This is a genomic window from Pseudomonas sp. IT-P44 (genome assembly GCF_949768225.1).
In the GTDB taxonomy this organism is placed as follows: Bacteria; Pseudomonadota; Gammaproteobacteria; order Pseudomonadales; family Pseudomonadaceae; genus Aquipseudomonas; species Aquipseudomonas migulae.
Genome location: NZ_CATKQM010000015.1, coordinates 18,102 through 40,466, shown reverse-complemented (window position 1 = coordinate 40,466; position 22,365 = coordinate 18,102). Strand labels below are relative to the sequence as shown.

The window sequence follows — 22,365 nt, the reverse complement described above, 5'->3', positions numbered from 1 at the left end:
ACAATCGCCCGATTTGCCCCCCGAGAACGGAAGCAGTACGGCGGGGTAGTCGCGAGAAATCCAATGCTCATCGGTAGCTATTCACCCACGCTGGTTATCATTTCGCTCTTCGTAGCGATTCTCGCCTCCTATACCGCACTCGACATGACCGGGCGCATTGCCACCGCCAAAGGTCGGGCCGTGCATTTGTGGACGGCGGGCGGGGCTTTTGCGATGGGCATTGGTGTGTGGTCGATGCATTTCATCGGCATGCTCGCGTTCAAATTGCCGATTGACCTTGGCTACGATGTCACGCTGACGTCGCTGTCGCTGCTGACCGCGTTCCTGTCCAGCGGCTTCGCCCTGTGGCTGGTCAGCCAGCCACAATTACCGGCCTGGCAACTGGCGTTCGGCGCACTGGTGATGGGTGCGGGCATCAGCGCCATGCATTACACCGGCATGGCCGCCATGAGCATGCAGCCGGGCATCGATTACGACCCGACGCTGTTCAGCGTATCGCTGCTGATAGCCGTTGGCGCCTCGGGCGCGGCATTATGGATCGCCTTCCGCCTGCGCAAGCACACACCTTATGTCCGGCTGATTCGCGGCGGCGCGGCGGTGATCATGGGCATCGCCATCGTCGGCATGCACTACACGGCCATGGCCGCGGCGCGGTTTCCGGACGGCAGTTTTTGTGGCGCGGCGGTCAACGGTTTGAGCGGCAAGGGCCTGGACAGCCTGGTCTTGATCACCACGCTGGCGGTGTTGAGCATCGCCTTGCTCACCTCGATTCTGGATGCGCGTCTAGAGGCACGTACCGCCGATCTGGCCCGCTCGCTGACCGAAGCCAATCGTGAACTCACCCAACTGGCGCTGCACGACACCCTGACCGGTTTGCCGAATCGGATATTGCTGGCCGACCGCATCGGCCAGGCCATGTCGAGGGTGCAGGAGCAGGGCGGTTGTTTTGCGTTGATGTTCATCGATCTGGACGGTTTCAAACCGGTCAATGATGCCTTCGGCCATCACATGGGCGACCTGCTGCTGCGGGAAGTCGGCTTGCGCTTGCGCGAGGATCTGCGCAGCCAGGACGCCCTGGCGCGGATCGGCGGTGACGAATTTGTCTTGCTGGTGCAACTGCGCGACGAACATGACGCCCTGAACCTGGCGGCCCGTCAGGTCGGAATGATCGCGCGCTCGTTCCGCGTCGCCGAACATGATTTGCAGATTTCAGCCAGTGTCGGCATCGCCCTCTACCCGGGCAACGGCCAGACGGCGGAAGAGCTGCTGATGAATGCCGATGCGGCGATGTATCACGCCAAGGGCGCGGGCAAAAACGGCTACAGCTTCTTCGACGCCTCGATGAACAGCAACGCGCGCAAACAACTGCAATTGCTGCAAGACCTACGTAATGCCGTGGACCAGCAACAGTTCAGCCTCTATTACCAGCCCAAGTTCGACGCCAGCAATGGCCGGCCGGTCGGCGCCGAAGCGCTGTTGCGTTGGGTGCACCCGACTCAGGGCATGCTGCTGCCGGACAAATTCATCGAGCTGGCGGAGAAGACCGGGCTGATCATCCCGATTGGCGACTGGGTACTCAACGAAGCCTGCCGCCAGATGCGCGAGTGGTACGTGCTCGGCTACACCGACTGGCGCATCGCCGTGAACCTCTCGGCCCTGCAGTTCTGCCATGCAGGCCTGGTTCAAAGTGTCGCCAAAGCCCTGGCCACGCACCATTTGCCCGCCAACAGCCTGACCCTGGAAATCACCGAAACCACCGCCATGAGTGACGCCGATGCGAGCATGACGGTGCTTAACGAGCTCTCGGAGATGGGCGTCGACCTGTCCATCGATGACTTTGGTACCGGCTATTCGAGTTTGATGTACCTCAAGCGCTTGCCGGCCAATGAATTGAAGATCGACCGCGGTTTTGTCCGCGACCTGGAGCGCGACAGCGACGACGCCGCGATCGTTTCCGCCATCGTCGCGTTGGGCCAGGCACTGGGTTTGCGGATTGTCGCCGAAGGGGTGGAAACCGACGTGCAGCAGGATTTCCTCACCCAGCTGGGCTGCGATTCGTTGCAGGGTTACCTGCTGGGGCACCCGCTGCCGGCGGAGCGCTTCATGGTCGACATCCTTCGAGCGGAGCGTGCGACCGCGTTACCGCTTACCGCCGAGTCACTCCCCCTGTAGGAGCCGGCTTGCCGGCGATGGGCCCCGTGAGAGTTACGTCGATGTCGCGGGCGCTATCGCCGGCAAGCCGGCTCCTACAGAGGACCGTGTTGTTCAGATCGTTCAGGCCCGCCACAAAACCTTGTAGGAGCCGGCTTGCCGGCGATGGCGTCCGCCCGGACACCACAACACCCCATGCAAAAAACGCCGATGACGGTTATTCTTGCCCCCGACTGCTTACGCTTGAACGGGGAAAGCTCGCATGGACAAAGTCATCGTCATCACCGGCGGCAGCCGCGGCATCGGCGCCGCCACAGCCTTGTTGGCCGCCGAACAGGGCTATCGGATCTGCATCAACTATCAATCCGACGAAGAAGCTGCGCACCGTGTGCTCGAGCAAGTCCGCGCCCTCGGTGCCCAAGCGATCGCGGTCCGTGCCGACGTCAGCATCGAAGACGAAGTGATCGCCTTGTTTCACCGGGTCGACACCGAACTGGGCCGGGTCACCGCACTGGTCAACAACGCCGGCACCGTGGGGCACAAGTCCCGGGTCGACGAAATGTCCGAATTCCGCATCCTCAAAATTCTCAAAACCAACGTCCTGGCGCCAATCCTCTGCGCCAAACACGCGATCCTGCGCATGTCGCCCAAACATGGCGGCCAGGGAGGCAGCATCGTCAACGTTTCCTCGGTGGCCGCACGCTTGGGCGCCCCCAACGAATACGTCGACTACGCGTCCTCCAAAGGCGCGCTCGACACCTTCACCGTCGGCCTGTCCAAGGAAGTGGCCGGCGAAGGTATCCGCGTCAACGCCGTGCGACCTGGCTACATCTACACCGATTTCCACGCGCTGAGCGGCGATCCGGACCGGGTCAGCAAACTGGAATCGGCGATACCGATGGCGCGCGGTGGCCGGCCGGATGAAGTGGCGGAAGCGATTGTGTGGTTGTTGTCGGATAAGGCGTCGTATGCGACGGGGACGTTTGTTGATCTTGGTGGCGGACGCTAGCCCTCAAGTGTTGTGGTGCCTGTTCTGGTCTCATCGCGAGCAGGCTCGCTCCCACAGTGGAACGCGGTCAACTGTAGGAGCGAGCCTGCTCGCGAAGGCGATAGTCCATACACTTTCGAGCCTTCAGAAGGACCGAACAATCCGCCCCAACGTCTCCATCGCCTTCTCCGAAGCCTCATCCCAAGGGCTGCCATAATTCAGCCGAATGCAATTCCTGAACCGCTGCGCCGGTGAGAATATCGGCCCCGGCGCAATGCTGATCCCTTGCGCCAATGCCATCTGAAACAACTTCAACGAGTCCATCTGCGGCGGCAATTCCAGCCACAAAAAATACCCGCCGGCCGGTTGGCTGACGCGAGTCTGCGCCGGGAAATAGCGCGCAATCGCCGCCAGCATTGCACTTTGCTGCTCTTCCAACGCATAACGCAGTTTGCGCAGATGCCGGTCGTAGCCGCCATGTTGCAGGTAGTCGGCAATGGCCGCTTGCGCCGGCATCGAAGCGCACAGCGAAGTCATCAACTTCAACCGCTCAATCTTCTGCGCATAGCGCCCGGCAGCCACCCAGCCAATGCGATAACCAGGGGCGAGGCTCTTGGCGAACGAGCCGCAGTGCATCACCAACCCTTCGGTATCGAACGCTTTCGCCGGTTTTGGCGCCTGTTGCCCGTAATAGAGTTCTGCGTAAACGTCATCTTCGATCAGCGGCACCTGATGGCTGCGCAACAACTCCACCAGTTCCTGTTTCTTGGCCTCGGGCATGGTGGCGCCCATGGGGTTCTGGAAGCTGGTCATGCACCAGCAGGCCTTGATTGGGTGGCGCTCCAGGGTTTGCGCGAGCACGCGGAGGTCGATGCCATCGCGTGGGTGCACGGGGATTTCCACGGCTTTGAGTTTCAGCCGTTCGAGGATTTGCAGGCAGGCGTAGAACGCCGGGGCTTCGATGGCCACCAGGTCGCCGGGTTCAGTGACGGCTTGCAGGCACAGGTTCAGCGCCTCAAGGGCGCCGTTGGTGATCAGCAGCTCTTCCATGGGCAGCATCAGGCCGCCGACCATATAGCGCAGGGCGATTTGTCGGCGCAGTTGCGGGTTGCCCGGCGACATGTCGGTGACGACCATGCGCGGGTCCATGTTCCGGGCGGCGCTGGCCAGGGAGCGGGACAAGCGTTGCAGGGGAAACAGGGTCGGGCTGGGGAACGCCGAGCCGAAGGGCACGGTGTTGGGGTCTTTGATCGAGTCGAGGACCGAGAACACCAGTTCGCTGACGTCGACTTCGGTCGACTCGTTGACCTGGCTGCTGATCACCGGCTCTGAAAACGGGCTCGGCGCGTGGGTGTTGACGAAGTAGCCGGAACGCGGGCGGGCGCGGATCAGGCCGCGGCGCTCCAACAGGTAATAGGCCTGGAACACCGTGGACGGGCTGACGCCGTAGGTCTGGCTGGCGTAGCGCACCGATGGCACGCGCTGGCCGGGGCCGAGGACGCCGGAGCGGATCAGTTCAGCGATGTCGTCGGCGAATTTTTCGTAGCGTTTCATCGAGTGCCCGGTTCATTGTGGTTCAGTGAAATCGAGGTGACTTCTTCGCGGGCAAGCCTCGCTCCTACAGTACGGTGGAGACTGTAGGAGCGAGGCTTGCCCGCGAATGGCAGCACCGCAGTCTAAGGGATCAACGGTTCATCGGCGCAACAAACCGGCTTTTGGCCACGCTATAAATCTCAGGTTCATCGCTGTCGATGATCTTGAAACTGATGCTCTGCGAGCTGCTGCTCGGCCGTTCGGTGGTCATCGCCACGGACACCGGCACGTCGACAATTTCGCCCGGCGCCAGGCTCAGTTCGGTCTTGCCTTGCAGCTGGAAGCCGTCGCCATCGACCAGGGTCAAGCGGTAGTCCTGACGTTGCTGGGTCTTGTTGATGACTTTAAGGCTGTAGATGTTTTCGATCTGCCCCTGGCTGTTCTCGCGGAACAGACCACGGTCCTTGCTGACGTCCAGCGACACCATCGGCCGTTCCACCAGCGCGAGGGCGAGGGCGCCGATCATCACCAGCAACACCGCGGTGTAGCCGATCAGCCTTGGCCGCAGCAGATGCGTCTTGCCACCTTGCAACTCGTGCTCCGAGGTGTAGCTGATCAGGCCACGGGCATAGCCCATTTTGTCCATGATCGAATCGCAGGCGTCGATACACGCGGCGCACCCGATGCACTCCATCTGCAAGCCATCGCGGATGTCGATGCCGGTCGGGCAGACCTGAACGCACAGTTGGCAATCGATGCAATCACCAAGGCCGACGTCGGCAGGTTTCACCTCACGTTTGCGTGGGCCACGGTTTTCGCCACGGGCGACATCGTAGGAAATGGTCAGCGTGTCCTTGTCGAACATCACGCTCTGGAACCGTGCATACGGACACATGTGCATGCACACCGCTTCGCGCAGCCAACCGGCGTTGATGTAGGTCGCGCCGGTGAAAAACAGCACCCAAAACAGGCTGACACCGCCCATCTGCAAGGTCAGCAACTCTTCGGCCAGCGGACGGATCGGCGTGAAGTAACCGACAAACGTCAGGCCCGTCATCAAACTGATCGCCAGCCACAGCGTGTGCTTGGCCGAGCGACGCATCAGTTTATTCACGCCCCAGGGCGCGGCTTGCAGCTTGATTCGCTGGTTACGCTCGCCTTCGGTGATCTTCTCGCACCACATGAAGATCCAGGTCCAGGAGCTCTGCGGGCAGGTGTAGCCGCACCAGACCCGGCCGGCAAATACGGTGATCGCAAACAGACCGAACGCGGCAATGATCAACAGTGCCGACAACAGGATGAAATCCTGCGGCCAGAAGGTCGCACCGAAGATGTGGAATTTGCTTTCGGAAAGGTCCCAGAGCACGGCCTGACGGCCACCCCAGTTCAACCAAACGGTGCCGAAAAACAGCAGAAACAGAAATCCCGCACCGCTCAAGCGCAGGGTTCGGAACAGGCCGGTGAAGCTGCGGGTGTGGATCAGGTTGTCGCTGGACTTGGCCTTCATCTTTGGACGCGAAGGTTCAAATGTTTCTACGGTTCGGACGGGGATTCTTTCGCTCATGGTCTTTCGCTCATCAGCCTCCATCAGGCATGAGCACTATGAGCGGCGATCTGTTTGCATAACAGACTCAGGTATCGCAATAAAAAGCGGATCAGATGAGCGTTGAGCCTTGCCCTGCGACAAGTTGATGCACCCGTCAAAACGGGGCGCGGGCGCCTATATCAGGCGCTCGCGCGTGATGTTGATCCGGGTCAGTCAAATCACCGAATCACTGTTGGTTGCCTTCAGATGCCGTCGACCGTCCACTGCACCTGCTACGGTCAATGCATCGGCTTCTGCTTCGGTGATGTAAATGCGCTGGCCGTCGATGTCTACCGCCGACATGGCCTTGGCGCCGTCGGTGATGATGGTGACGTCGGGGCACAGACGGATTTCTTCGCCGTTCTGCGTGATGAAGAAGCAGGTCTGGTTTTCGATGCGCACAGTCATGGAGAGGTCCTTTTTCTGCGGGTTCATGACTGTTAGGGCACCCGCGGCCGCCATCGTTCTGTGCAACCGATTAATGGTCGGCGCGGTCCATCCTCTATCGAGCATCTACAAGGATTGCACCATGAACGCCTGGTGGCATGAGGTTTGGGTGACGCTGCAAGCGGAGTTCGCCGACATCGGTGACGCCTCACAACTGACACGAATTACCGTCAGATTGCTGATAGCGGCGATTTTGGGCGGGATTCTAGGGTTCGAGCGTGAACACAAGGGCAAGGCGGCCGGAGTGCGAACGCACATGTTGGTCGCGCTTGGCGCGGCATTGTTTGTGCTGGTGCCGCAAATGTCCGGTTCTCAGGCGGATGCCATGAGCCGCGTGGTGCAGGGCGTGATCGCCGGGATCGGCTTTCTCGGTGCCGGGACCATCCTGAAAAACCAGGACGGTGATGAAGGCCATGTGAAAGGCCTGACCACCGCCGCCGGGTTGTGGATGACCGCGGCGATTGGTGTTTCCGCCGGGTTGGGGCGTGAGGCGACGGCGGTGTTCAGTACGTTGCTGGCGTTGGCGATTTTCAGCGTGATGCCGAGGATCGTGAAGCTACTCGAAAACAAAGACTGACACGGCCCTGTAGGAGCCGGCTTGCTGGCGATAGCGGTGTGTCAATTAATATAAATGGTGCGTTGTAAACCGCTATCGCCAGCAAGCCGGCTCCTACAGGGGGCGCGGCATCATTCGGGACTGACGATCACCGGCGGGATGGTTTCTGGCGGATCTTCACGCGGTGGCGGGGTAGTGCCCGGCGGGTCCTGCTCGGGTACAGGTTGCGGCTCAGTCGGCGGAATGGTCGGTTGGTCGATGTTCGGATCTGGCGTTTCTGCCGGGATTGGAATACTCATCGTTGAAGCCTCCAGTGGCACATGGCGCAAGTCGTGCTTAAGTGTGTTGACCACTTCGTGCAGGAATTGATTCCACCGGATACCCAGGCAAATCCCCGTGAACTTTACCGGCGCCGGTCGCTCGGAGCTTAAGTGAGTTCATTCCGGGGCCGCTGGCCTTGTGCGAATGACGACCAGGTACAAGAGCGTCCATGGGGCGTGAAGGAGAGATGCTCGATGACTGCTGAAAAACCCACAGAGCTCAACTACAACCCTCATATGCCGCTGTCGCAGGCATTACTGCTACCGCGCATCGCCATCGAAAACACCATGCCGACCCTCGATGGCGGGCAATTCGCCGTTAAAGCAGTGGTGGGGCAAGACGTGGTCGTTACCAGCAAAGTCTTCGCCGACGGTCATGACAAACTGGCCGTCCGGGTCCGCTGGCGCGCCGCCGACGATGAAGTCTGGCAGAGCGAAGTCATGGGCGAGTTGGGCAACAACGGTTATCAAGGCCAGTTCCGCGTCGACCGCCAGGGCCGTTATGTGTTCTGCATCGAAGCCTGGGTCGATCAGTTCGCCAGCTTCTGTTATGAGCTGGAAAAAAAGTACACGGCCCGCGTGCCGGTCAGTCTTGAGTTGCAGGAGGGGCGCAATCAGGTCCAGCAGGCGGCCGAACGCACTGAAGGACCACTCAGCGAAGCGCTGGCCGCGCTGCACCATGAATTGTCCGGGTTGCTCGAAACCGAGCAGGTCGCACTGTTTTTGCACCAGCATAGCGCTGACCTGATGGCCGAGGCCGATCACCACGCTTTTTTGAGCCTGAGCGCCGAGTATCCGCTGGATGTCGAACGCGAGCTCGCGCAGTTTGCCAGTTGGTATGAGTTGTTCCCGCGTTCGATCACCGATGACCCGGCCCGTCACGGCACCTTCAACGACGTGCATTCGCGGCTGCCGATGATCCACGACATGGGGTTCGACGTGCTGTACTTTCCGCCGATCCACCCGATCGGGCGCAGCTACCGCAAAGGCCCGAACAACTCGCTCACCGCTGGCCCCGACGATCCGGGCAGCCCCTATGCCATTGGCAGTGAAGAGGGCGGGCATGAGGCGATTCATAAGGAACTGGGCACCCGCGAAGACTTCCGTCGGCTGGTGGCTGCCGCAGCTGACCATGGCCTGGAAATCGCGCTCGACTTTGCCATCCAGTGTTCCCAGGACCATCCGTGGCTCAAACAGCACCCCGGCTGGTTCAACTGGCGCCCGGACGGCACCATCAAATACGCCGAGAACCCGCCGAAGAAATACCAGGACATCGTCAACGTCGACTTCTATGCGGTCGAGGCGATCCCCAGCCTGTGGGTCGAGTTGCGCGACATCGTGGTCGGCTGGGTCGAGGAGGGCGTGAAGATCTTTCGCGTCGACAACCCGCACACCAAACCGTTGCCGTTCTGGCAGTGGCTGATCGCCGATGTGCGGGCGCTGTACCCGGAGGTGATTTTTCTCGCCGAAGCCTTCACCACGCCGGCGATGATGGCGCGCCTGGGCAAGGTGGGGTATTCGCAGAGCTACACCTACTTCACCTGGCGCAACACCAAGCACGAACTGTCGACGTACTTCACCGAGCTCAACGAATCGCCGTGGCGCGAATGCTACCGGCCGAATTTCTTCGTCAATACGCCAGACATCAACCCGGCGTTTCTGCATGAGTCGGGGCGCGCCGGTTTTCTCATCCGTGCGGCGCTGGCGACCATGGGCTCCGGGTTGTGGGGCATGTATTCCGGGTTCGAACTCTGCGAAGCCGCGCCTGTGCCGGGGAAGGAGGAATACCTCGATTCCGAGAAGTACGAGATCCGCCCAAGGGACTTCAATGCGCCCGGCAACATCATCGCCGAGATCGCGCAGCTCAATCGCATTCGTCGGCAAAACCCGGCGCTGCACACGCATTTGGGGCTAAGGGTCTACAACGCCTGGAATGACAACATTCTGTATTTCGGCAAGCGCAACGCCGATGGCAGCAATTTCATTCTGGTGGCCGTCAGCCTCGATCCGCACAACGTTCAGGAAGCGAATTTCGAATTGCCGCTGTGGGAAATGGGTTTGTCCGACGACGCCAGCACCCAGGGCGAGGATTTGATGAACGGGCATCGCTGGACCTGGCACGGCAAGTACCAGTTCATGCGGATCGACCCGGCGCATCAGCCGTTCGGGATCTGGCGCATTACCGTCTAAACGCAGGACCTGTAGGAGCAGGCTTGCTGGCGATACGGAATTGCATTCAACAGTTTCGTTGACTGGCCCGCCGCCATCGCCAGCAAGCAGGCTCCTACAGGGAAATCATCGCGTCGGAGGACTGTGTACGGCCCAGCGACCTTCTCGAACTCAACAGGAGTTTCAAATGGCGAAGAAACCCAAGGCAGCCACGTTTATCAAGGACCCGCTCTGGTACAAGGATGCGGTGATCTACCAGGTTCACGTTAAGTCTTTTTTCGACTCCAACAACGACGGGATCGGCGACTTTCCCGGCCTTATCGCCAAACTCGATTACATTGCCGACCTCGGCGTCAACACCATCTGGCTCCTGCCGTTTTACCCGTCGCCACGGCGCGATGACGGTTACGACATTGCCGAATACCGCGGCGTACACCCCGATTACGGCACCATGGCCGACGCCAAACGCTTTATCTCTGAAGCGCACAAACGTGGCTTGCGGGTGATTACCGAGCTGGTCATCAATCACACCTCGGACCAGCACGCCTGGTTCCAGCGTGCGCGCAAAGCCAAGCCCGGCTCGGCCGCGCGGGACTTTTACGTCTGGTCCGATGACGATCAAAAATACGACGGCACCCGCATCATTTTTCTCGACACCGAGAAATCCAACTGGACCTGGGACCCGGTCGCCGGCCAGTACTTCTGGCACCGCTTCTATTCCCACCAGCCGGACCTGAACTTCGATAACCCGCAGGTCATGAAAGCCGTGCTCTCGGTCATGCGCTATTGGCTGGACATGGGCATCGACGGTTTGCGTCTGGATGCGATTCCGTACCTCATCGAGCGCGACGGCACCAACAACGAAAACCTGCCCGAGACCCACGATGTCCTCAAGCAGATCCGTGCCGAAATCGACGCCAATTATCCCGATCGCATGCTGCTGGCCGAGGCCAACCAATGGCCGGAAGACACCCAGCTCTACTTCGGTGAAACCGATAAAAAAGGCCTGAACGGCGACGAGTGCCACATGGCGTTCCACTTCCCGCTGATGCCGCGGATGTACATGGCGCTGGCCCAGGAAGACCGTTTCCCGATCACCGACATTCTGCGTCAAACCCCGGAAATCCCGGCCAACTGTCAGTGGGCGATTTTCCTGCGCAACCACGATGAGCTGACCCTGGAAATGGTCACCGACAAGGAGCGCGATTACCTGTGGAATTACTACGCCGCCGACCGTCGCGCGCGGATCAACCTGGGGATTCGCCGCCGCCTCGCGCCGCTGATGGAGCGTGATCGTCGTCGCGTGGAATTGCTCAATAGCCTGTTGCTGTCGATGCCCGGCACGCCGACGCTGTATTACGGCGATGAAATCGGCATGGGCGACAACATCTACCTCGGCGACCGCGATGGCGTGCGTACGCCGATGCAATGGTCGATCGACCGTAACGGCGGGTTTTCCCGCGCCGACCCGGCGAGCCTGGTGCTGCCGCCGATCATGGACCCGCAATACGGCTACCTGTCGGTCAACGTCGAAACCCAGGCCGGCGACCCGCATTCGCTGCTGAACTGGACCCGCCGCATGCTCGCGGTGCGCAAGCAGTCCAAAGCCTTCGGTCGTGGCACCCTGAAAATGCTGTCGCCGAGCAACCGCCGGATTCTGGCCTACACCCGTGAATTCACCGGGGCCGACGGCAAGCACGAAATCATCCTGTGCGTGGCCAACGTGTCCCGCAGCGCGCAAGCAGCAGAGCTCGACCTGTCGGCCTACGTCGGCATGGTGCCGGTGGAGATGCTCGGCGGGAATGCGTTCCCACCGATTGGTCAGCTGAATTTTCTCCTGACCCTGGCACCGTACGGTTTCTATTGGTTTGTGCTGGCAGCTGAAAACCAGATGCCGAGCTGGCACGTCGAACCGGCGCAAAGCCTGCCGGACTTCACCACGCTGGTGCTGAAGAAACGCATGGAGGAACTGCTCGAAGCGCCGTCCCGTGGCACGCTGGAGCAGAGCATCTTGCCAAGCTGGTTGCAGAACCGGCGTTGGTTCGCCGGCAAGGACGCGGCCATCGACAAGGTCAATCTGGCCTACGGCGTGCGTTTCGGTGATGCGCAGCATCCGGTGCTGTTGAGTGAAATCGAAGTCACCAGCGGCGGCCAGACCAGTCGTTACCAGTTGCCGTTCGGCTTTATTGCGGACGATCAGGTCGGGCCGGCGTTGCCGCAGCAACTGGCGTTGTCGCGCGTACGACGCGGACCACAGGTGGGTTTGATCACCGATGCCTTCAGCCTCGAACACTTCATCCGCGCCGTGCTGGCAGGCATGCAGGACAACACGGTGTTGCCTTCCGATGGTGGCGAAATCCGTTTCGAGCCGACTGCCGCACTGGCCGGCCTGGGGCTGACGGCGGATTCGGAAGTGCGTTACCTGTCCGCTGAGCAGTCCAACAGTTCGGTGGTGGTGGGCAAAACCATGGTGCTGAAGCTGATCCGCAAGATCGCCTCGGGCGTGCACCCGGAACTGGAAATGAGCGCGTACCTGACCAACGCAGGCTTTGCCAATATCTCGCCGCTGCTGGGTTCGGTGGTTCGCCGCGACGCCAAGGGCGAAGACAATTTGCTGATGATCGCCCAAGGCTATTTGAGCAATCAGGGCGATGCGTGGGAATGGACGCAGAACAACCTCGAACGGGCGCTGCGCGATGAACTGGCCGACGCCATGTCCGAGCAGGAGCAGCATTACAACGCCCTCGGCGAATTGAAAGACTTCGCCGGCATGCTCGGTCAGCGCCTGGGTGAAATGCACTTGGTGCTGGCGGCGTCTACCGACGACCCGGACTTCACCCCGCAAGTCACCACGCAAAAAGACGCCCTGGCCTCGGCCAAGGATGTCGCGGCGCAACTGGAGCACGCGCTGAAGTTGCTCAAACAGCATCAAAGCGAACTGAACCCGGCGGACAAAACCCTGGTCAGCCGTTTACTGGACAACAAAAAAGCCATCCTCGGCCATGTCCAAGAACTGGGTAAAAAAGCGGTCGGTGGTTTGCGGATTCGTGTCCACGGCGACTTGCACCTCGGGCAGGTGCTGGTGATCAAGGGTGATGCGTACCTGATCGACTTCGAAGGCGAGCCGGCGCGGCCACTGGCCGAACGGCGCGGCAAACACAGCCCTTATAAAGATGTCAGCGGCGTGTTGCGTTCCTTCGACTACGCTGCGGCGATGACGATCAACGTGCACAACGCCGATCACACCACCGATGTGCAGGCGGCCCGTCAGCGCGTTGCCGATCGCTATTTAAGTGAAGCGCGACAGGCATTTGTCGACGCTTATCGGCTGGCGGCAGCTAGTCTTGCTCATGCGTGGCAAGATCCGGAAGGCGAGGACGCCGCGCTGGCGTTGTTCGGTCTGGAGAAAGCGGCGTATGAGGTGGCCTATGAGGCAGAGAATCGGCCCACCTGGTTGCCCGTGCCGTTGCACGGTTTATATGGATTATTGAGTGGGCTTAAACCCTTTTCCGATCTTGGTGGAGAGTAGTCATGAGTTTCTCGAACAAGGAACAGGGTCACGCTAGAGAGGCGTTACTGCCCAGATCCCGGGACATCGATGCGCTGGTACGCGCTGAACATCACGACCCCTTTGCAATCCTCGGCCCCCATGGCGATGGTGCTGGCGGGCAATTCATAAGAGCTTATCTGCCTGACGCGCTGAGCGTGCAGGTGCTGGCCAAGGACTCCGGCGAAGAACTCGGCAGCCTTGAAGCCACCCAGACGCCGGGGTTGTTTGTCGGGCATTTCGAGCACGCTCAGCCGTATGTGCTGCGCACCCGTTGGGCCGGTGGCGAACAGGTGTCCGAGGACCCTTACAGCTTCGGCCCGTTGCTCGGCGAAATGGACTTGTACCTGTTCGCCGAGGGCAATCACCGCGACTTGAGCAGTTGTCTCGGTGCGCAGCTGAAAAACGTCGACGGCGTCGACGGCGTGCGTTTCGCCGTGTGGGCACCCAACGCCAGACGGGTGTCGGTGGTCGGCGATTTCAATAACTGGGATGGCCGCCGGCACCCGATGCGCTCGCGTCACCCGACCGGCGTCTGGGAAGTGTTCATCCCGCGCATGCAGGCAGGCGAGGCTTACAAGTACGAGATCCTCGGTGCCCACGGCATTCTGCCGCTCAAGGCCGATCCGATGGCCCTGGCCACCGCGCTGCCGCCGGACACCGCGTCGAAAGTCGCCTCACCGCTGAGCATCGAGTGGCAGGATCACGCGTGGATGCAGGCACGTGTCGAGCGTTCACGCCCGAGCGCGCCGCTGTCGATCTACGAATTGCACGCCGGCTCCTGGCAGTGCGAACTGGACGATCTGGGCGAAGTCGCGCGCCAGTACACCTGGCACGAACTGGGTGAACGGTTGATCCCGTACGTCAAGGATCTGGGCTTCACCCACATCGAGCTGATGCCGATCATGGAGCACCCGTTCGGCGGTTCGTGGGGCTATCAACTGCTCTCGCAATTCGCCCCGAGTGCGCGCTACGGTTCACCGGATGACTTCGCCGCGTTCGTCAACGCCTGTCACCTGGCCGACATCGGCGTCATCCTCGATTGGGTGCCGGCGCATTTTCCGACCGATGTCCACGGCCTGGCGCAATTCGACGGCACCGCGCTGTACGAATACGGCAACCCGCTGGAAGGTTTCCACCAGGATTGGGACACGCTGATCTACAACCTCGGCCGCACCGAAGTGCACGGCTACATGCTGGCGTCGGGGCTGCACTGGCTCAAGCATTTCCATGTCGATGGCCTGCGCGTCGATGCGGTGGCGTCGATGCTGTATCGCGATTATTCGCGCAAGGCCGGCGAATGGGTGCCGAACCGTCACGGCGGGCGGGAGAACCTTGAAGCGATCGACTTCCTGCGCCACCTCAACGACGTGGTCAACCTCGAAGCCCCTGGCGCACTGGTGATCGCCGAAGAATCCACCGCGTGGCCAGGCGTGAGCCAGAGCACGCAACAGGGCGGCCTGGGTTTCGATTACAAATGGAACATGGGCTGGATGCACGATTCGCTGCATTACATCCAGCAGGATCCGGTGTACCGCGCGCATCATCACAACGAACTGAGTTTCGGCCTGGTATACGCCTGGTCCGAGCGCTTCATCCTGCCGATCTCCCACGACGAGGTGGTCCACGGCAAACACTCGCTAATCGACAAAATGCCCGGCGACCGCTGGCAGAAATTCGCCAACCTGCGCGCGTACCTGAGCTTCATGTGGGCGCATCCGGGCAAGAAACTGTTGTTCATGGGCTGCGAGTTTGGCCAGTGGCGCGAGTGGGATCATGATCAGCAGCTGGATTGGTACTTGCTGCAGTACCCGGAACACCAAGGTGTGAAGACATTGGTCGGTGACCTGAATCGGCTGTACCGCGAAGAACCGGCGTTGCATGAGCAGGACGACGTGCCGCAAGGGTTCCAGTGGTTGATTGGCGATGACGCGATCAACAGCGTTTATGCGTTCCTGCGCTGGAGCAAGGATGGTCGGCCGGTGCTGGTGGTGGCCAACTTTACGCCGGTGCCGCGCCAGGCTTATCGCATTGGCGTGCCGTTTGCGGGGCGCTGGACCGAGGTGATCAACAGCGATGCGGCGACGTATGCCGGGTCGAATTACGGGAACAGCGGCGGGGCGTCTACCGAGGAAGAGGCGAGCCATGGGCAGGCGCTTTCGCTGGTGCTGAATTTGCCGCCGTTGGCGGTGTTGATGTTGCGGCCGGAGGGGTGATCAGGGAACGTTGATAGTGGGCAGGGTGAGGCCGCCGGACGTGGTTTTGGCCTCACAACCTGTGGCTTCGATCAACTGATAAAGCGTGTCGTAGCAGTAGGTCTTGACCGGCTCGATACGCTGTTTGGCTAAGTAGCGGATCGGTTGGCCACACAGGTTGCGCGCCGCAGACTCCATGCTGGCATCGGCATAGGTAAAGCGCTCCAGCGCGGGTTCGGCCACTTCCAGACCGCATTCGCGCACGGCCACCAGGCGCAGCAGTTCATCGTGCTGCGTCAGCGAATGGCCGCCGCGGCCGTCCTATCAGGTGACCTTCTTCGTGTTCGAATTCCATTGATATCGTCTGAGGTGGTATGCGGGTTGCGCTCATCAGCCTCGTGAGTAGTGAAACGATTTTGTTGCCTTGTACTTTCCATGCCAGTTGGGGGATAAGGATCATGGGCGCCAGTTTGAATTGGATGATCACCCTCAATTCTCAACAGGTTTTGATGAGTTCGAAAGTTTGAGTCGTTCCCTCGAAGCGTCGCTACAGGGTTTTCAGTATATGCATTTGGAACTGTCGATCTTTGAAAGCCTGGATATCCGATAGTGTGATTTATTGTATTCCTGCTTGAAGTGTCAGATCGCTGCGGACCTGGATGCGTGCCTTGAGCGCTACTCGGCCTGCTAGCTCTCGAAGAGTGGGAGGCGCTCGATCTATTGTTTTCCCAGAAGTTGTATACAGGTGCCTCCCAGGGTTTGTAATCTCCATCGGTAGTAGGCTTAAAGGTTAATGAAGACCTAAAAAGCTTATCTGCCATTTTAAAAGCATCAGGGCCAATCCTGTCTTTTTCGGTCTTTATTTCTGCGAGCAGTTTCAGGATTCGAGTCTTGAATTTTGTATAGTGTTTGGATTTTACTATTGAGTCTGTTTTCTTTATTTTCTCAAGAATTTTTTGAATCTGCTCATTGTTCTTAATAGAACCCAATACAAACTCTGACTCCTTGAAAAGTTCATTTTTGAACGCGGATAGATCGTTGTCGTTAAATTTTTCCCCCTTATTTCCTAATACATCAATGTAAGCAATCGGGTTGTTGCTGAGCATTCGATAGAAATTGAGACCATCAATTGCCCAGGCCGGGTCCGGGTTGATCCACCGTTGCAACCACGGCGCGTAATAGCGCAATCCATAGTAATAGAGCCCTGTCGCATCCCGTTCCTTGCCGGAATAACGCACGGTTTTGTACTTGGCCTCGGTCGCGTTTCGACCTGCCCAACACGCCGTGCCGCCATACGAGTAATACCATTCCTGGCTGATCAGGTTGGCATGCTGGTCCAGTTCCAATGCGCTGGATTTCAGTTGGTCGTTGAGGCTGTAACGCACCTGATCCTGAGTCATTTGATCGGGTGGTTCCGACACCCAGTGCAGCACCTGCACGCTGTTGCTGCCAGCGTTGGCGGTGATGACATGGAGGATTTCACCGGTGCCGCTGTGGCGGCGAATTTCCACGCCGGGCAGGTAATGTACTTCACGAAGTACAGTGCGCGCGCTGGTCCGGCTGGAATGCACTTTACGCACCCGTTGGCCGCCACCGTCGTAGAGGTAGCATTCGCAGTCGTCTTCTTTGTCCTCGCGCACGACCGGCCGCACTTCCCGCAACTGGTTACGCAAGTCCCAGGTCAGTGACTGGCCGACTAGAAGCTCTCGCAGATTGCCGTTGGCATCGAAGCCGTTGGCCAGTTCTTCCTCGGTCGGTGGCCGGTTATCGCGTTCGGGCAGGCAGCGGTTACTGTAACGTGCTCGGGTCAAGGTGCGGCCATGGGCTTGCGCTCCGACGTGTACCAGGTCCAGCAGGTTGCCGCCTGCGTCGTAATAAAAAGTTTGTGTGTAGTTGGCGATCTGGCTCGGGTCGGGCGGCAGGGCTTGAAAGTCGGGCAGGGCGGGGCCGCCGGATCCGGTTTTGGCCTCACAGCCCGTGGCTTCGATCAACTGATCAAGCGTGTCGTAGCGGTAGGTCTTGAGCGGCGCGATGCGCTGGTTGGCGAAGTAGCGGATTGGTTGCGCGGCATCCTCGATGCTCAGCACATTGCCCGCGGCGTCGTAGTGATATTTCAGGTCTTGCAGCGGTGTGCCATCGGCTTTGTGGGCGCTCAGTTCGGTCAGTCGGTCGTTGGCTTCGTCGTAACGGTGGCGAGTGATGACGCCGTTGCCGGCGGTTTCCGCTTCGATCTGGCCAGTGACGCTGTAGCGAATATCGTGGACCAGCAACTTCTCGACCTGTCCGTCGCCCGCCAGGGTCAGGCGGGTATCTTTCAGTTGGCCGGCGAGGGTGTAAGCAAAGGCTTGAACATTGCCGAAGGCGTCAATCTGGCTGAGCGGTTCGCCGCCGGGGGCAAAGGTGTAAGCCGTGGTCGCGCCGTCTCCCGGTTCGAGCAATGCATCCCGCCCGGCAACATCGGCCGGCCAATCGGGCGCATCGGTGCCGGTCAAAAACTTCCGCGTGTGGCTCAGCACATTACCGGTGATATTCAGGTGGCGAACATACACGGTGCCGGCCGGGTCATCTTGACGGATCGGTTGGCCACACAGGTTGCGTGCCGCAGACTCCGCGCTGGCATCGGCATAGGTAAAGCGCTCCAGCGTGTGTTCGGCCACTTCCCGACCATATTCATGCACGGCCACCGGGCGCAGCAGTTCATCGTATTCGGTCAGCAAATGGCTGCCGCGGCCGTCCCAGTGTTCCAAAGGTTGCCCGGCGGCACCCTGCAAAAAAACGCGCCATCCGGCATCCACGCTGTCGGTCATCAATGCGCCACCTGACAGGCTCGCCACTTGGCTCAGGTTAAAAGGAGCCGATGCATCGGTGTGAGCCAGATCGAACAGATACGGATCACGACCGGCCGTCAATCGACCCACCGCATCGAAGCCTTGTTGGGTCACCCGTGTGTCAACAGGATCGACCGCCTCCCGCCGATGAAACTGCACCGTTCTGAGCAACAGCCCACGCGCATCCGACACCACCATGGTCGGTGTGCCGGTATGCGCGTATGACGAAGCTCCGGTTAGCATCCCTGCTGGCCTTGATCAAGGTGAACTGCCTATCACAATGCATGACCATCATTCGCCTGCCTACTGTAAGAAGTAACAGGTGAATCAAGTGTTTTCACCAACGCATCCGCACACCCAAACTGCCGATCAGCCCATTCAAATCATTTTCATCCACACTGCTGCTGTAATCGGCGCTGACATACAGACTCACGGCGGGTGTCACTCTGGCCACCAGGCCCAAACCCACTTCGACTGTCGATGAATAGCGGCTGGTGCTGATCTTGTCGACCTGATCCAGGGTCACGGTATTGCCGGTGTACACCGTGTGCCACAAGTTGGTCCGCACATACGGTTCGACCCCGAGGCCGTTGATGTCGTAGCTACCTTTCAACCGAGCACCGACCCGGCCACTCCAGGATGTCAGGTCGCTGGAGGACGCATTGCCGGAACCAGCGTACGGGGTGTCCAGGGTGATGCGCTGATTGATCAACTGAGCCTGGGGTTCGACCACCCAGTTGTCGCCCAGGCCAATCGGAAAGCCGCCTTCCACCGAGAAGGTGACTGCGCTGCCTTCGGTGGCTTGTCGGGCTCCCTGTTCATTACGACTGAAGCCGTTGACCCGACCGCCACTGGCCGTCAAGTCGACGTGCCAGCCCTGTGGGCCGGTCAGGCTCCAGTAGGCGCCGAGGCTCTGGCCTTGCAGGTTGAGGGTGTCGGTGTTGGGGTCGGCAAGGGCGCGACTGGTCAGCAGGCCGTTGCTGTTGCCTTGAAACTGGCTCATCCCGCCGATCAGCCCGACCTGCTGGGTATGGCCGCTACCGCTTTGCAGGGTGAGGATCGCCGGGCCTTTGAATTCGTTGGCACCAGGAATGCTGAATCCCTGGGACAGATAATCGGTTTGTGCCTGACGCGACGCCTGTCCATAGAGCTGATCCCAGGCCGAGGGCGCAGCGTCTTCGATGGTCAGGTGTGAACTTCGCAGATCAGGGTTGGCGCTGAAGCGGCCGGGGTAGTTGGTAGCGAGCGAGGGCAAGGTGAGCACCGGGACCTCCTGGTCATACCAGGGGGTTGTTTCTTCCTCGGCAGGCGAGGCCTGCACTTCCATGGATGAACACAGCAAGAGTGAACTCGACACTGTGCAAAAAGTAACTTTGATCTCTTGTGGGGTGAATGAAGTTTTCATGGAGGGCTACCTTGCAGTCGCATGTGGTATCTCGCTCTGGCGTCTCTCCTACCCCTGATTGAGGGGCGACCGAATGGACTGGGGCAAGCCGCTGGCGGCCCGTTTTGACGGGTGTCTGGGGGTTGCTCCGGGTGGTACTTCCGGGGGTAGTAACGTCAAGTCAAGAAGACCGATGGCGTCGCGTCAAGAAAATGAACGATAAGCGGTATGTCTAATTTAGCCGTTGCAACTGATTGTTTTTTGGCGCTTATCTAAGTTCTTGTTTGTACGAAAAATCATCGTGAAAGTATTGTTCCAGAGGCGTTTGAGCAGCCGACGGTCGGTAAGAAAGTCGATGTGAACGGCGAGATTCACGGGCGCATCCCTTAGAGCATTACTGTCAATATCAATGATGCCTGACGGGTCATGCCTGAAACACTAAAGACGCACTTCCACCGCCAACGGCAAATGATCCGACAGATGCGTCCACGGCTTGCTGCCCAATATCCGCGGCTCATGGCTGCTGGCATTGCGCAGATAGATCCGGTCCAGGCGCAGTAACGGAAACCGTGCCGGATAGGTTTTTGCCGGGCGACCATGGTGGCGCTCGAAGGCTTCGTGCAGGTAGTCGTGGCGGGCGAGGGCGGCGTTGCCTTGTAGCTGCCAGTCGTTGAAGTCGCCGGCGATGATCACCGGTGCATCGTCGGGTAAAGACTCGAGCAGTTGGCAGAGTAACTGGAGCTGCAACTGACGATGACTTTCCAGCAGGCTCAGGTGTACGCAAATCGCGTGGACTTCGGCGTGGCCCGGTACGTCGAGCAGGCAATGCAGCAGACCTCGGCGTTCGGGACCGGTGATCGAGACGTCGAGGTTGCGGTATTCGCGGATCGGGTATTTTGACAGCAGCGCGTTACCGTGGTGACCGTTGGGGTAGACCGCATTGCGGCCGTAGGCGAAATCGCTCCACATGCTGTCGGCCAGGAACTCGTATTGCGAGGTCTGCGGCCAGTTGTTGAGGCGGGAAGAATGGCGTTCGTGTTCACCGACGACTTCCTGCAGGAACACCAGGTCGGCGGACGTACTGCGTACCGCTTCACGCAGTTCCGGGAGGATGAAGCGTCGGTTTAGCGCGGTGAAGCCCTTGTGGGTGTTGACCGTCAGTACTCTGAGTCGATTAATCGCCGGCGGCGTGTTCAATGGCGTCGATTCGACGGTCTGGCGCTTGGAATCACTGGTCACTTTGACTCCTCTGAATCAGGCTGGCTTATGTATGCGACTGATGCGGGGGCGGGCAGTTCAGTTTGAGCATTTGCAGGGGGCCGACTTGCCAGTGATGGCGTCTTCAAGATTAGCGCAAGGTTCGAGGGCCTCATCGCCAGCAAGCCGGCTCCTACAGGGGTGGGGGCAACTTCAAACCTGCGATCGACACAACTTTGTAGGAACTGGCTTGCCGGCGATGGCGTCCGCAAGAATAGCGCAAGGTTCAAGGGTCTCATCGCCAGCAAGCTGGCTCCTACAGGGGCGGGGGTAAATTCAAACCTGTGATCGACACAACTTTGTAGGAGCTGGCTTGCCGGCGATGGCGTCTTCAAGATTAGTGCAAGGTTCAAGGGCCTCATCGCCAGCAAGCTGGCTCCTACAGAGGCGGGGGCAATTTCGAAGGTGCGATCGACACAAACCTGTAGGAGCTGGCTTGCCGGCGATGGCGTCCGCAAGATCAGCGTAAGGTTCAAGGGCCTCATCGCCGGCAAGCCGGCTCCTACAGGGGGTGTTGGTTTAGACGAAGACGATTTCATAGGGCAACCGCATGCGTTCCAGCAGTACCCGGGGCAGCAGCGGGGCGATGCCGATGGCGGGTTCGCCGTCGAGCTGGCTGGCGTAGGCGTGGGTGGCGTGGCTTTTGCGCGCGACGGTCCAGGTGTCGAGGCGAACCTTGCGGGCGCGGTGCCACGGGATCAGTCCTCGATCACGCGAGGGCCAATGCCACGCCCAGACGGGTACTTCGTTGAACGCTGCACCGACCGAGGCGGCGGCTTTGGCACTGGCGCGGCCGACGACGTCGTGGTCGACATTGCCGTCCTCGCTCCAGGTGCTGAACACCACATCACCAGGCCGCAAGTACCGCGCGATGAATTGAGTCAACTGAAGTTCGCGCTCAGCCAGGGCGTTGTCGGTGAACCCACCGCGAATCCACTTCAGGCTGTGCATCGGCAAACCGAGGCGGCGCAAGGCTTCGACGCTTTCCTGGGGGCGAAACACGCTGAGGCGTTTCTCCGACCATTGCTGTGACCCCGGATGACTGGCGCTGCCGTCGGTGATCGAGATCAATTGCAGGGGATGGCCCAGAGCGCTGAGTAATTGCAGCAGTCCGCCGCAGGTCACGACTTCATCGCCGGGATGCGGCGCGATCACCACGGCGCGGGCGCCGGGCGGGACCAGGGTCTGGGTGTTGATGACGGGAATGTTGTCGAGCTGAGGCGCGTTGTTCCAGATCTGTGCAGTAAGGCTGCTGTCGCTGATGGAAACGGATTTCATCGGGCTACGTCCTTGTTCTAATTGATAGCAATGTGCCGCTCTCCGAACCCTGGATTGCCGCGAGCAGAGTATTGCTCAAGTCACGCTATTCGTCGCGTCGATGTTCCCACCGGTGCATATTTTTCTC

15 protein-coding genes are annotated in these 22,365 nt (G+C 59.9%); 6 read left to right on the top strand and 9 right to left on the bottom strand.

Going from position 1 to position 22,365, the window contains the following annotated elements; all coding sequences use genetic code 11:
• Positions 1-63 precede the first annotated feature (63 nt).
• Both ACM6IO_RS09680 and ACM6IO_RS09675 read left to right on the top strand, forming a co-directional pair.
• Positions 64-2,172 (top strand): putative bifunctional diguanylate cyclase/phosphodiesterase, encoded by a 2,109-nt coding sequence (locus tag ACM6IO_RS09680; RefSeq protein ID WP_414911352.1) that lies wholly within the window; start codon positions 64-66, stop codon positions 2,170-2,172.
• A 241-nt stretch (positions 2,173-2,413) separates the two neighbouring features.
• Positions 2,414-3,160 (top strand): SDR family oxidoreductase, encoded by a 747-nt coding sequence (locus ACM6IO_RS09675; RefSeq protein ID WP_008035597.1) that lies wholly within the window; start codon positions 2,414-2,416, stop codon positions 3,158-3,160.
• A gap of 123 nt (positions 3,161-3,283) precedes the next feature.
• On the opposite strand, the gene mapR is transcribed toward ACM6IO_RS09675, so the two are convergent.
• The 3 genes from mapR to ACM6IO_RS09660 form a co-directional block, all read right to left on the bottom strand.
• On the bottom strand, positions 3,284-4,693 hold the full coding sequence (mapR, locus tag ACM6IO_RS09670; RefSeq protein WP_414911351.1) for a GntR family transcriptional regulator MpaR: 1,410 nt from the start codon (positions 4,691-4,693) through the stop codon (positions 3,284-3,286).
• Positions 4,694-4,823: 130 nt separating this feature from the next.
• Positions 4,824-6,236 (bottom strand): cytochrome c oxidase accessory protein CcoG, encoded by a 1,413-nt coding sequence (ccoG, locus tag ACM6IO_RS09665; RefSeq protein WP_192227264.1) that lies wholly within the window; start codon positions 6,234-6,236, stop codon positions 4,824-4,826.
• A gap of 195 nt (positions 6,237-6,431) precedes the next feature.
• A complete protein-coding gene (locus ACM6IO_RS09660) occupies positions 6,432-6,665 on the bottom strand; it encodes a DUF3203 family protein (protein WP_008035603.1) in 234 nt (77 codons plus the stop codon).
• 121 nt (positions 6,666-6,786) lie between these two features.
• On the opposite strand from ACM6IO_RS09660, the gene ACM6IO_RS09655 reads away from it, so the two are divergent.
• A complete protein-coding gene (locus tag ACM6IO_RS09655; RefSeq protein ID WP_008041053.1) occupies positions 6,787-7,281 on the top strand; it encodes an MgtC/SapB family protein in 495 nt (164 codons plus the stop codon).
• A gap of 110 nt (positions 7,282-7,391) precedes the next feature.
• On the opposite strand, the gene ACM6IO_RS09650 is transcribed toward ACM6IO_RS09655, so the two are convergent.
• Positions 7,392-7,559 (bottom strand): hypothetical protein, encoded by a 168-nt coding sequence (locus ACM6IO_RS09650; RefSeq protein ID WP_192227263.1) that lies wholly within the window; start codon positions 7,557-7,559, stop codon positions 7,392-7,394.
• Between the two features lie 216 nt (positions 7,560-7,775).
• Between ACM6IO_RS09650 and ACM6IO_RS09645 the strand changes: the two genes are divergently transcribed.
• The 3 genes from ACM6IO_RS09645 to glgB all read left to right on the top strand — a co-directional run bounded on the left by ACM6IO_RS09645 (position 7,776) and on the right by glgB (position 15,512).
• On the top strand, positions 7,776-9,770 hold the full coding sequence (locus ACM6IO_RS09645) for an alpha-1,4-glucan--maltose-1-phosphate maltosyltransferase (protein ID WP_414911350.1): 1,995 nt from the start codon (positions 7,776-7,778) through the stop codon (positions 9,768-9,770).
• A gap of 166 nt (positions 9,771-9,936) precedes the next feature.
• On the top strand, positions 9,937-13,278 hold the full coding sequence (gene treS, locus ACM6IO_RS09640; RefSeq protein WP_414911349.1) for a maltose alpha-D-glucosyltransferase: 3,342 nt from the start codon (positions 9,937-9,939) through the stop codon (positions 13,276-13,278).
• A 2-nt stretch (positions 13,279-13,280) separates the two neighbouring features.
• Positions 13,281-15,512, top strand: coding sequence for a 1,4-alpha-glucan branching protein GlgB (gene glgB, locus ACM6IO_RS09635; protein ID WP_192227260.1), 2,232 nt, complete (start codon positions 13,281-13,283; stop codon positions 15,510-15,512).
• On the opposite strand, the gene ACM6IO_RS09630 is transcribed toward glgB, so the two are convergent.
• From ACM6IO_RS09630 to ACM6IO_RS09610, 5 genes are all read right to left on the bottom strand, one after another.
• The gene (locus ACM6IO_RS09630; protein WP_192227299.1) at positions 15,513-15,761 is read right to left on the bottom strand and encodes a hypothetical protein; all 249 of its coding nucleotides are present in this window, start codon (positions 15,759-15,761) and stop codon (positions 15,513-15,515) included.
• A gap of 26 nt (positions 15,762-15,787) precedes the next feature.
• Complete coding sequence (locus ACM6IO_RS09625; protein ID WP_414911348.1) at positions 15,788-18,517, bottom strand: RHS repeat domain-containing protein; 2,730 nt, start codon at positions 18,515-18,517, stop codon at positions 15,788-15,790.
• A 139-nt stretch (positions 18,518-18,656) separates the two neighbouring features.
• Positions 18,657-19,724 (bottom strand): autotransporter domain-containing protein, encoded by a 1,068-nt coding sequence (locus tag ACM6IO_RS09620; protein WP_414911347.1) that lies wholly within the window; start codon positions 19,722-19,724, stop codon positions 18,657-18,659.
• Positions 19,725-20,141: 417 nt separating this feature from the next.
• Entirely contained in the window at positions 20,142-20,942 is an 801-nt protein-coding gene (locus ACM6IO_RS09615; RefSeq protein ID WP_008041048.1) for an endonuclease/exonuclease/phosphatase family protein, read from the bottom strand.
• 537 nt (positions 20,943-21,479) lie between these two features.
• Entirely contained in the window at positions 21,480-22,238 is a 759-nt protein-coding gene (locus ACM6IO_RS09610) for a PIG-L deacetylase family protein (RefSeq protein ID WP_192227257.1), read from the bottom strand.
• Positions 22,239-22,365: the final 127 nt, after the last annotated feature.

Bases quoted from the DNA above. Each gene is read 5' to 3' on its own strand.
- ACM6IO_RS09675 (WP_008035597.1), top strand. From the start codon at position 2,414: ATGGACAAAGTCATCGTCATCACCGGCGGCAGCCGCGGCATCGGCGCC.
- ACM6IO_RS09610 (WP_192227257.1), bottom strand. From the start codon at position 22,238: ATGAAATCCGTTTCCATCAGCGACAGCAGCCTTACTGCACAGATCTGG.
- ACM6IO_RS09645 (WP_414911350.1), top strand. From the start codon at position 7,776: ATGACTGCTGAAAAACCCACAGAGCTCAACTACAACCCTCATATGCCG.
- mapR (WP_414911351.1), bottom strand. From the start codon at position 4,693: ATGAAACGCTACGAAAAATTCGCCGACGACATCGCTGAACTGATCCGC.
- ACM6IO_RS09660 (WP_008035603.1), bottom strand. From the start codon at position 6,665: ATGACTGTGCGCATCGAAAACCAGACCTGCTTCTTCATCACGCAGAAC.
- ACM6IO_RS09650 (WP_192227263.1), bottom strand. From the start codon at position 7,559: ATGAGTATTCCAATCCCGGCAGAAACGCCAGATCCGAACATCGACCAA.
- ACM6IO_RS09625 (WP_414911348.1), bottom strand. From the start codon at position 18,517: ATGGTGGTGTCGGATGCGCGTGGGCTGTTGCTCAGAACGGTGCAGTTT.
- ccoG (WP_192227264.1), bottom strand. From the start codon at position 6,236: ATGAGCGAAAGAATCCCCGTCCGAACCGTAGAAACATTTGAACCTTCG.
- treS (WP_414911349.1), top strand. From the start codon at position 9,937: ATGGCGAAGAAACCCAAGGCAGCCACGTTTATCAAGGACCCGCTCTGG.
- ACM6IO_RS09680 (WP_414911352.1), top strand. From the start codon at position 64: ATGCTCATCGGTAGCTATTCACCCACGCTGGTTATCATTTCGCTCTTC.
- ACM6IO_RS09620 (WP_414911347.1), bottom strand. From the start codon at position 19,724: ATGAAAACTTCATTCACCCCACAAGAGATCAAAGTTACTTTTTGCACA.
- ACM6IO_RS09655 (WP_008041053.1), top strand. From the start codon at position 6,787: ATGAACGCCTGGTGGCATGAGGTTTGGGTGACGCTGCAAGCGGAGTTC.
- glgB (WP_192227260.1), top strand. From the start codon at position 13,281: ATGAGTTTCTCGAACAAGGAACAGGGTCACGCTAGAGAGGCGTTACTG.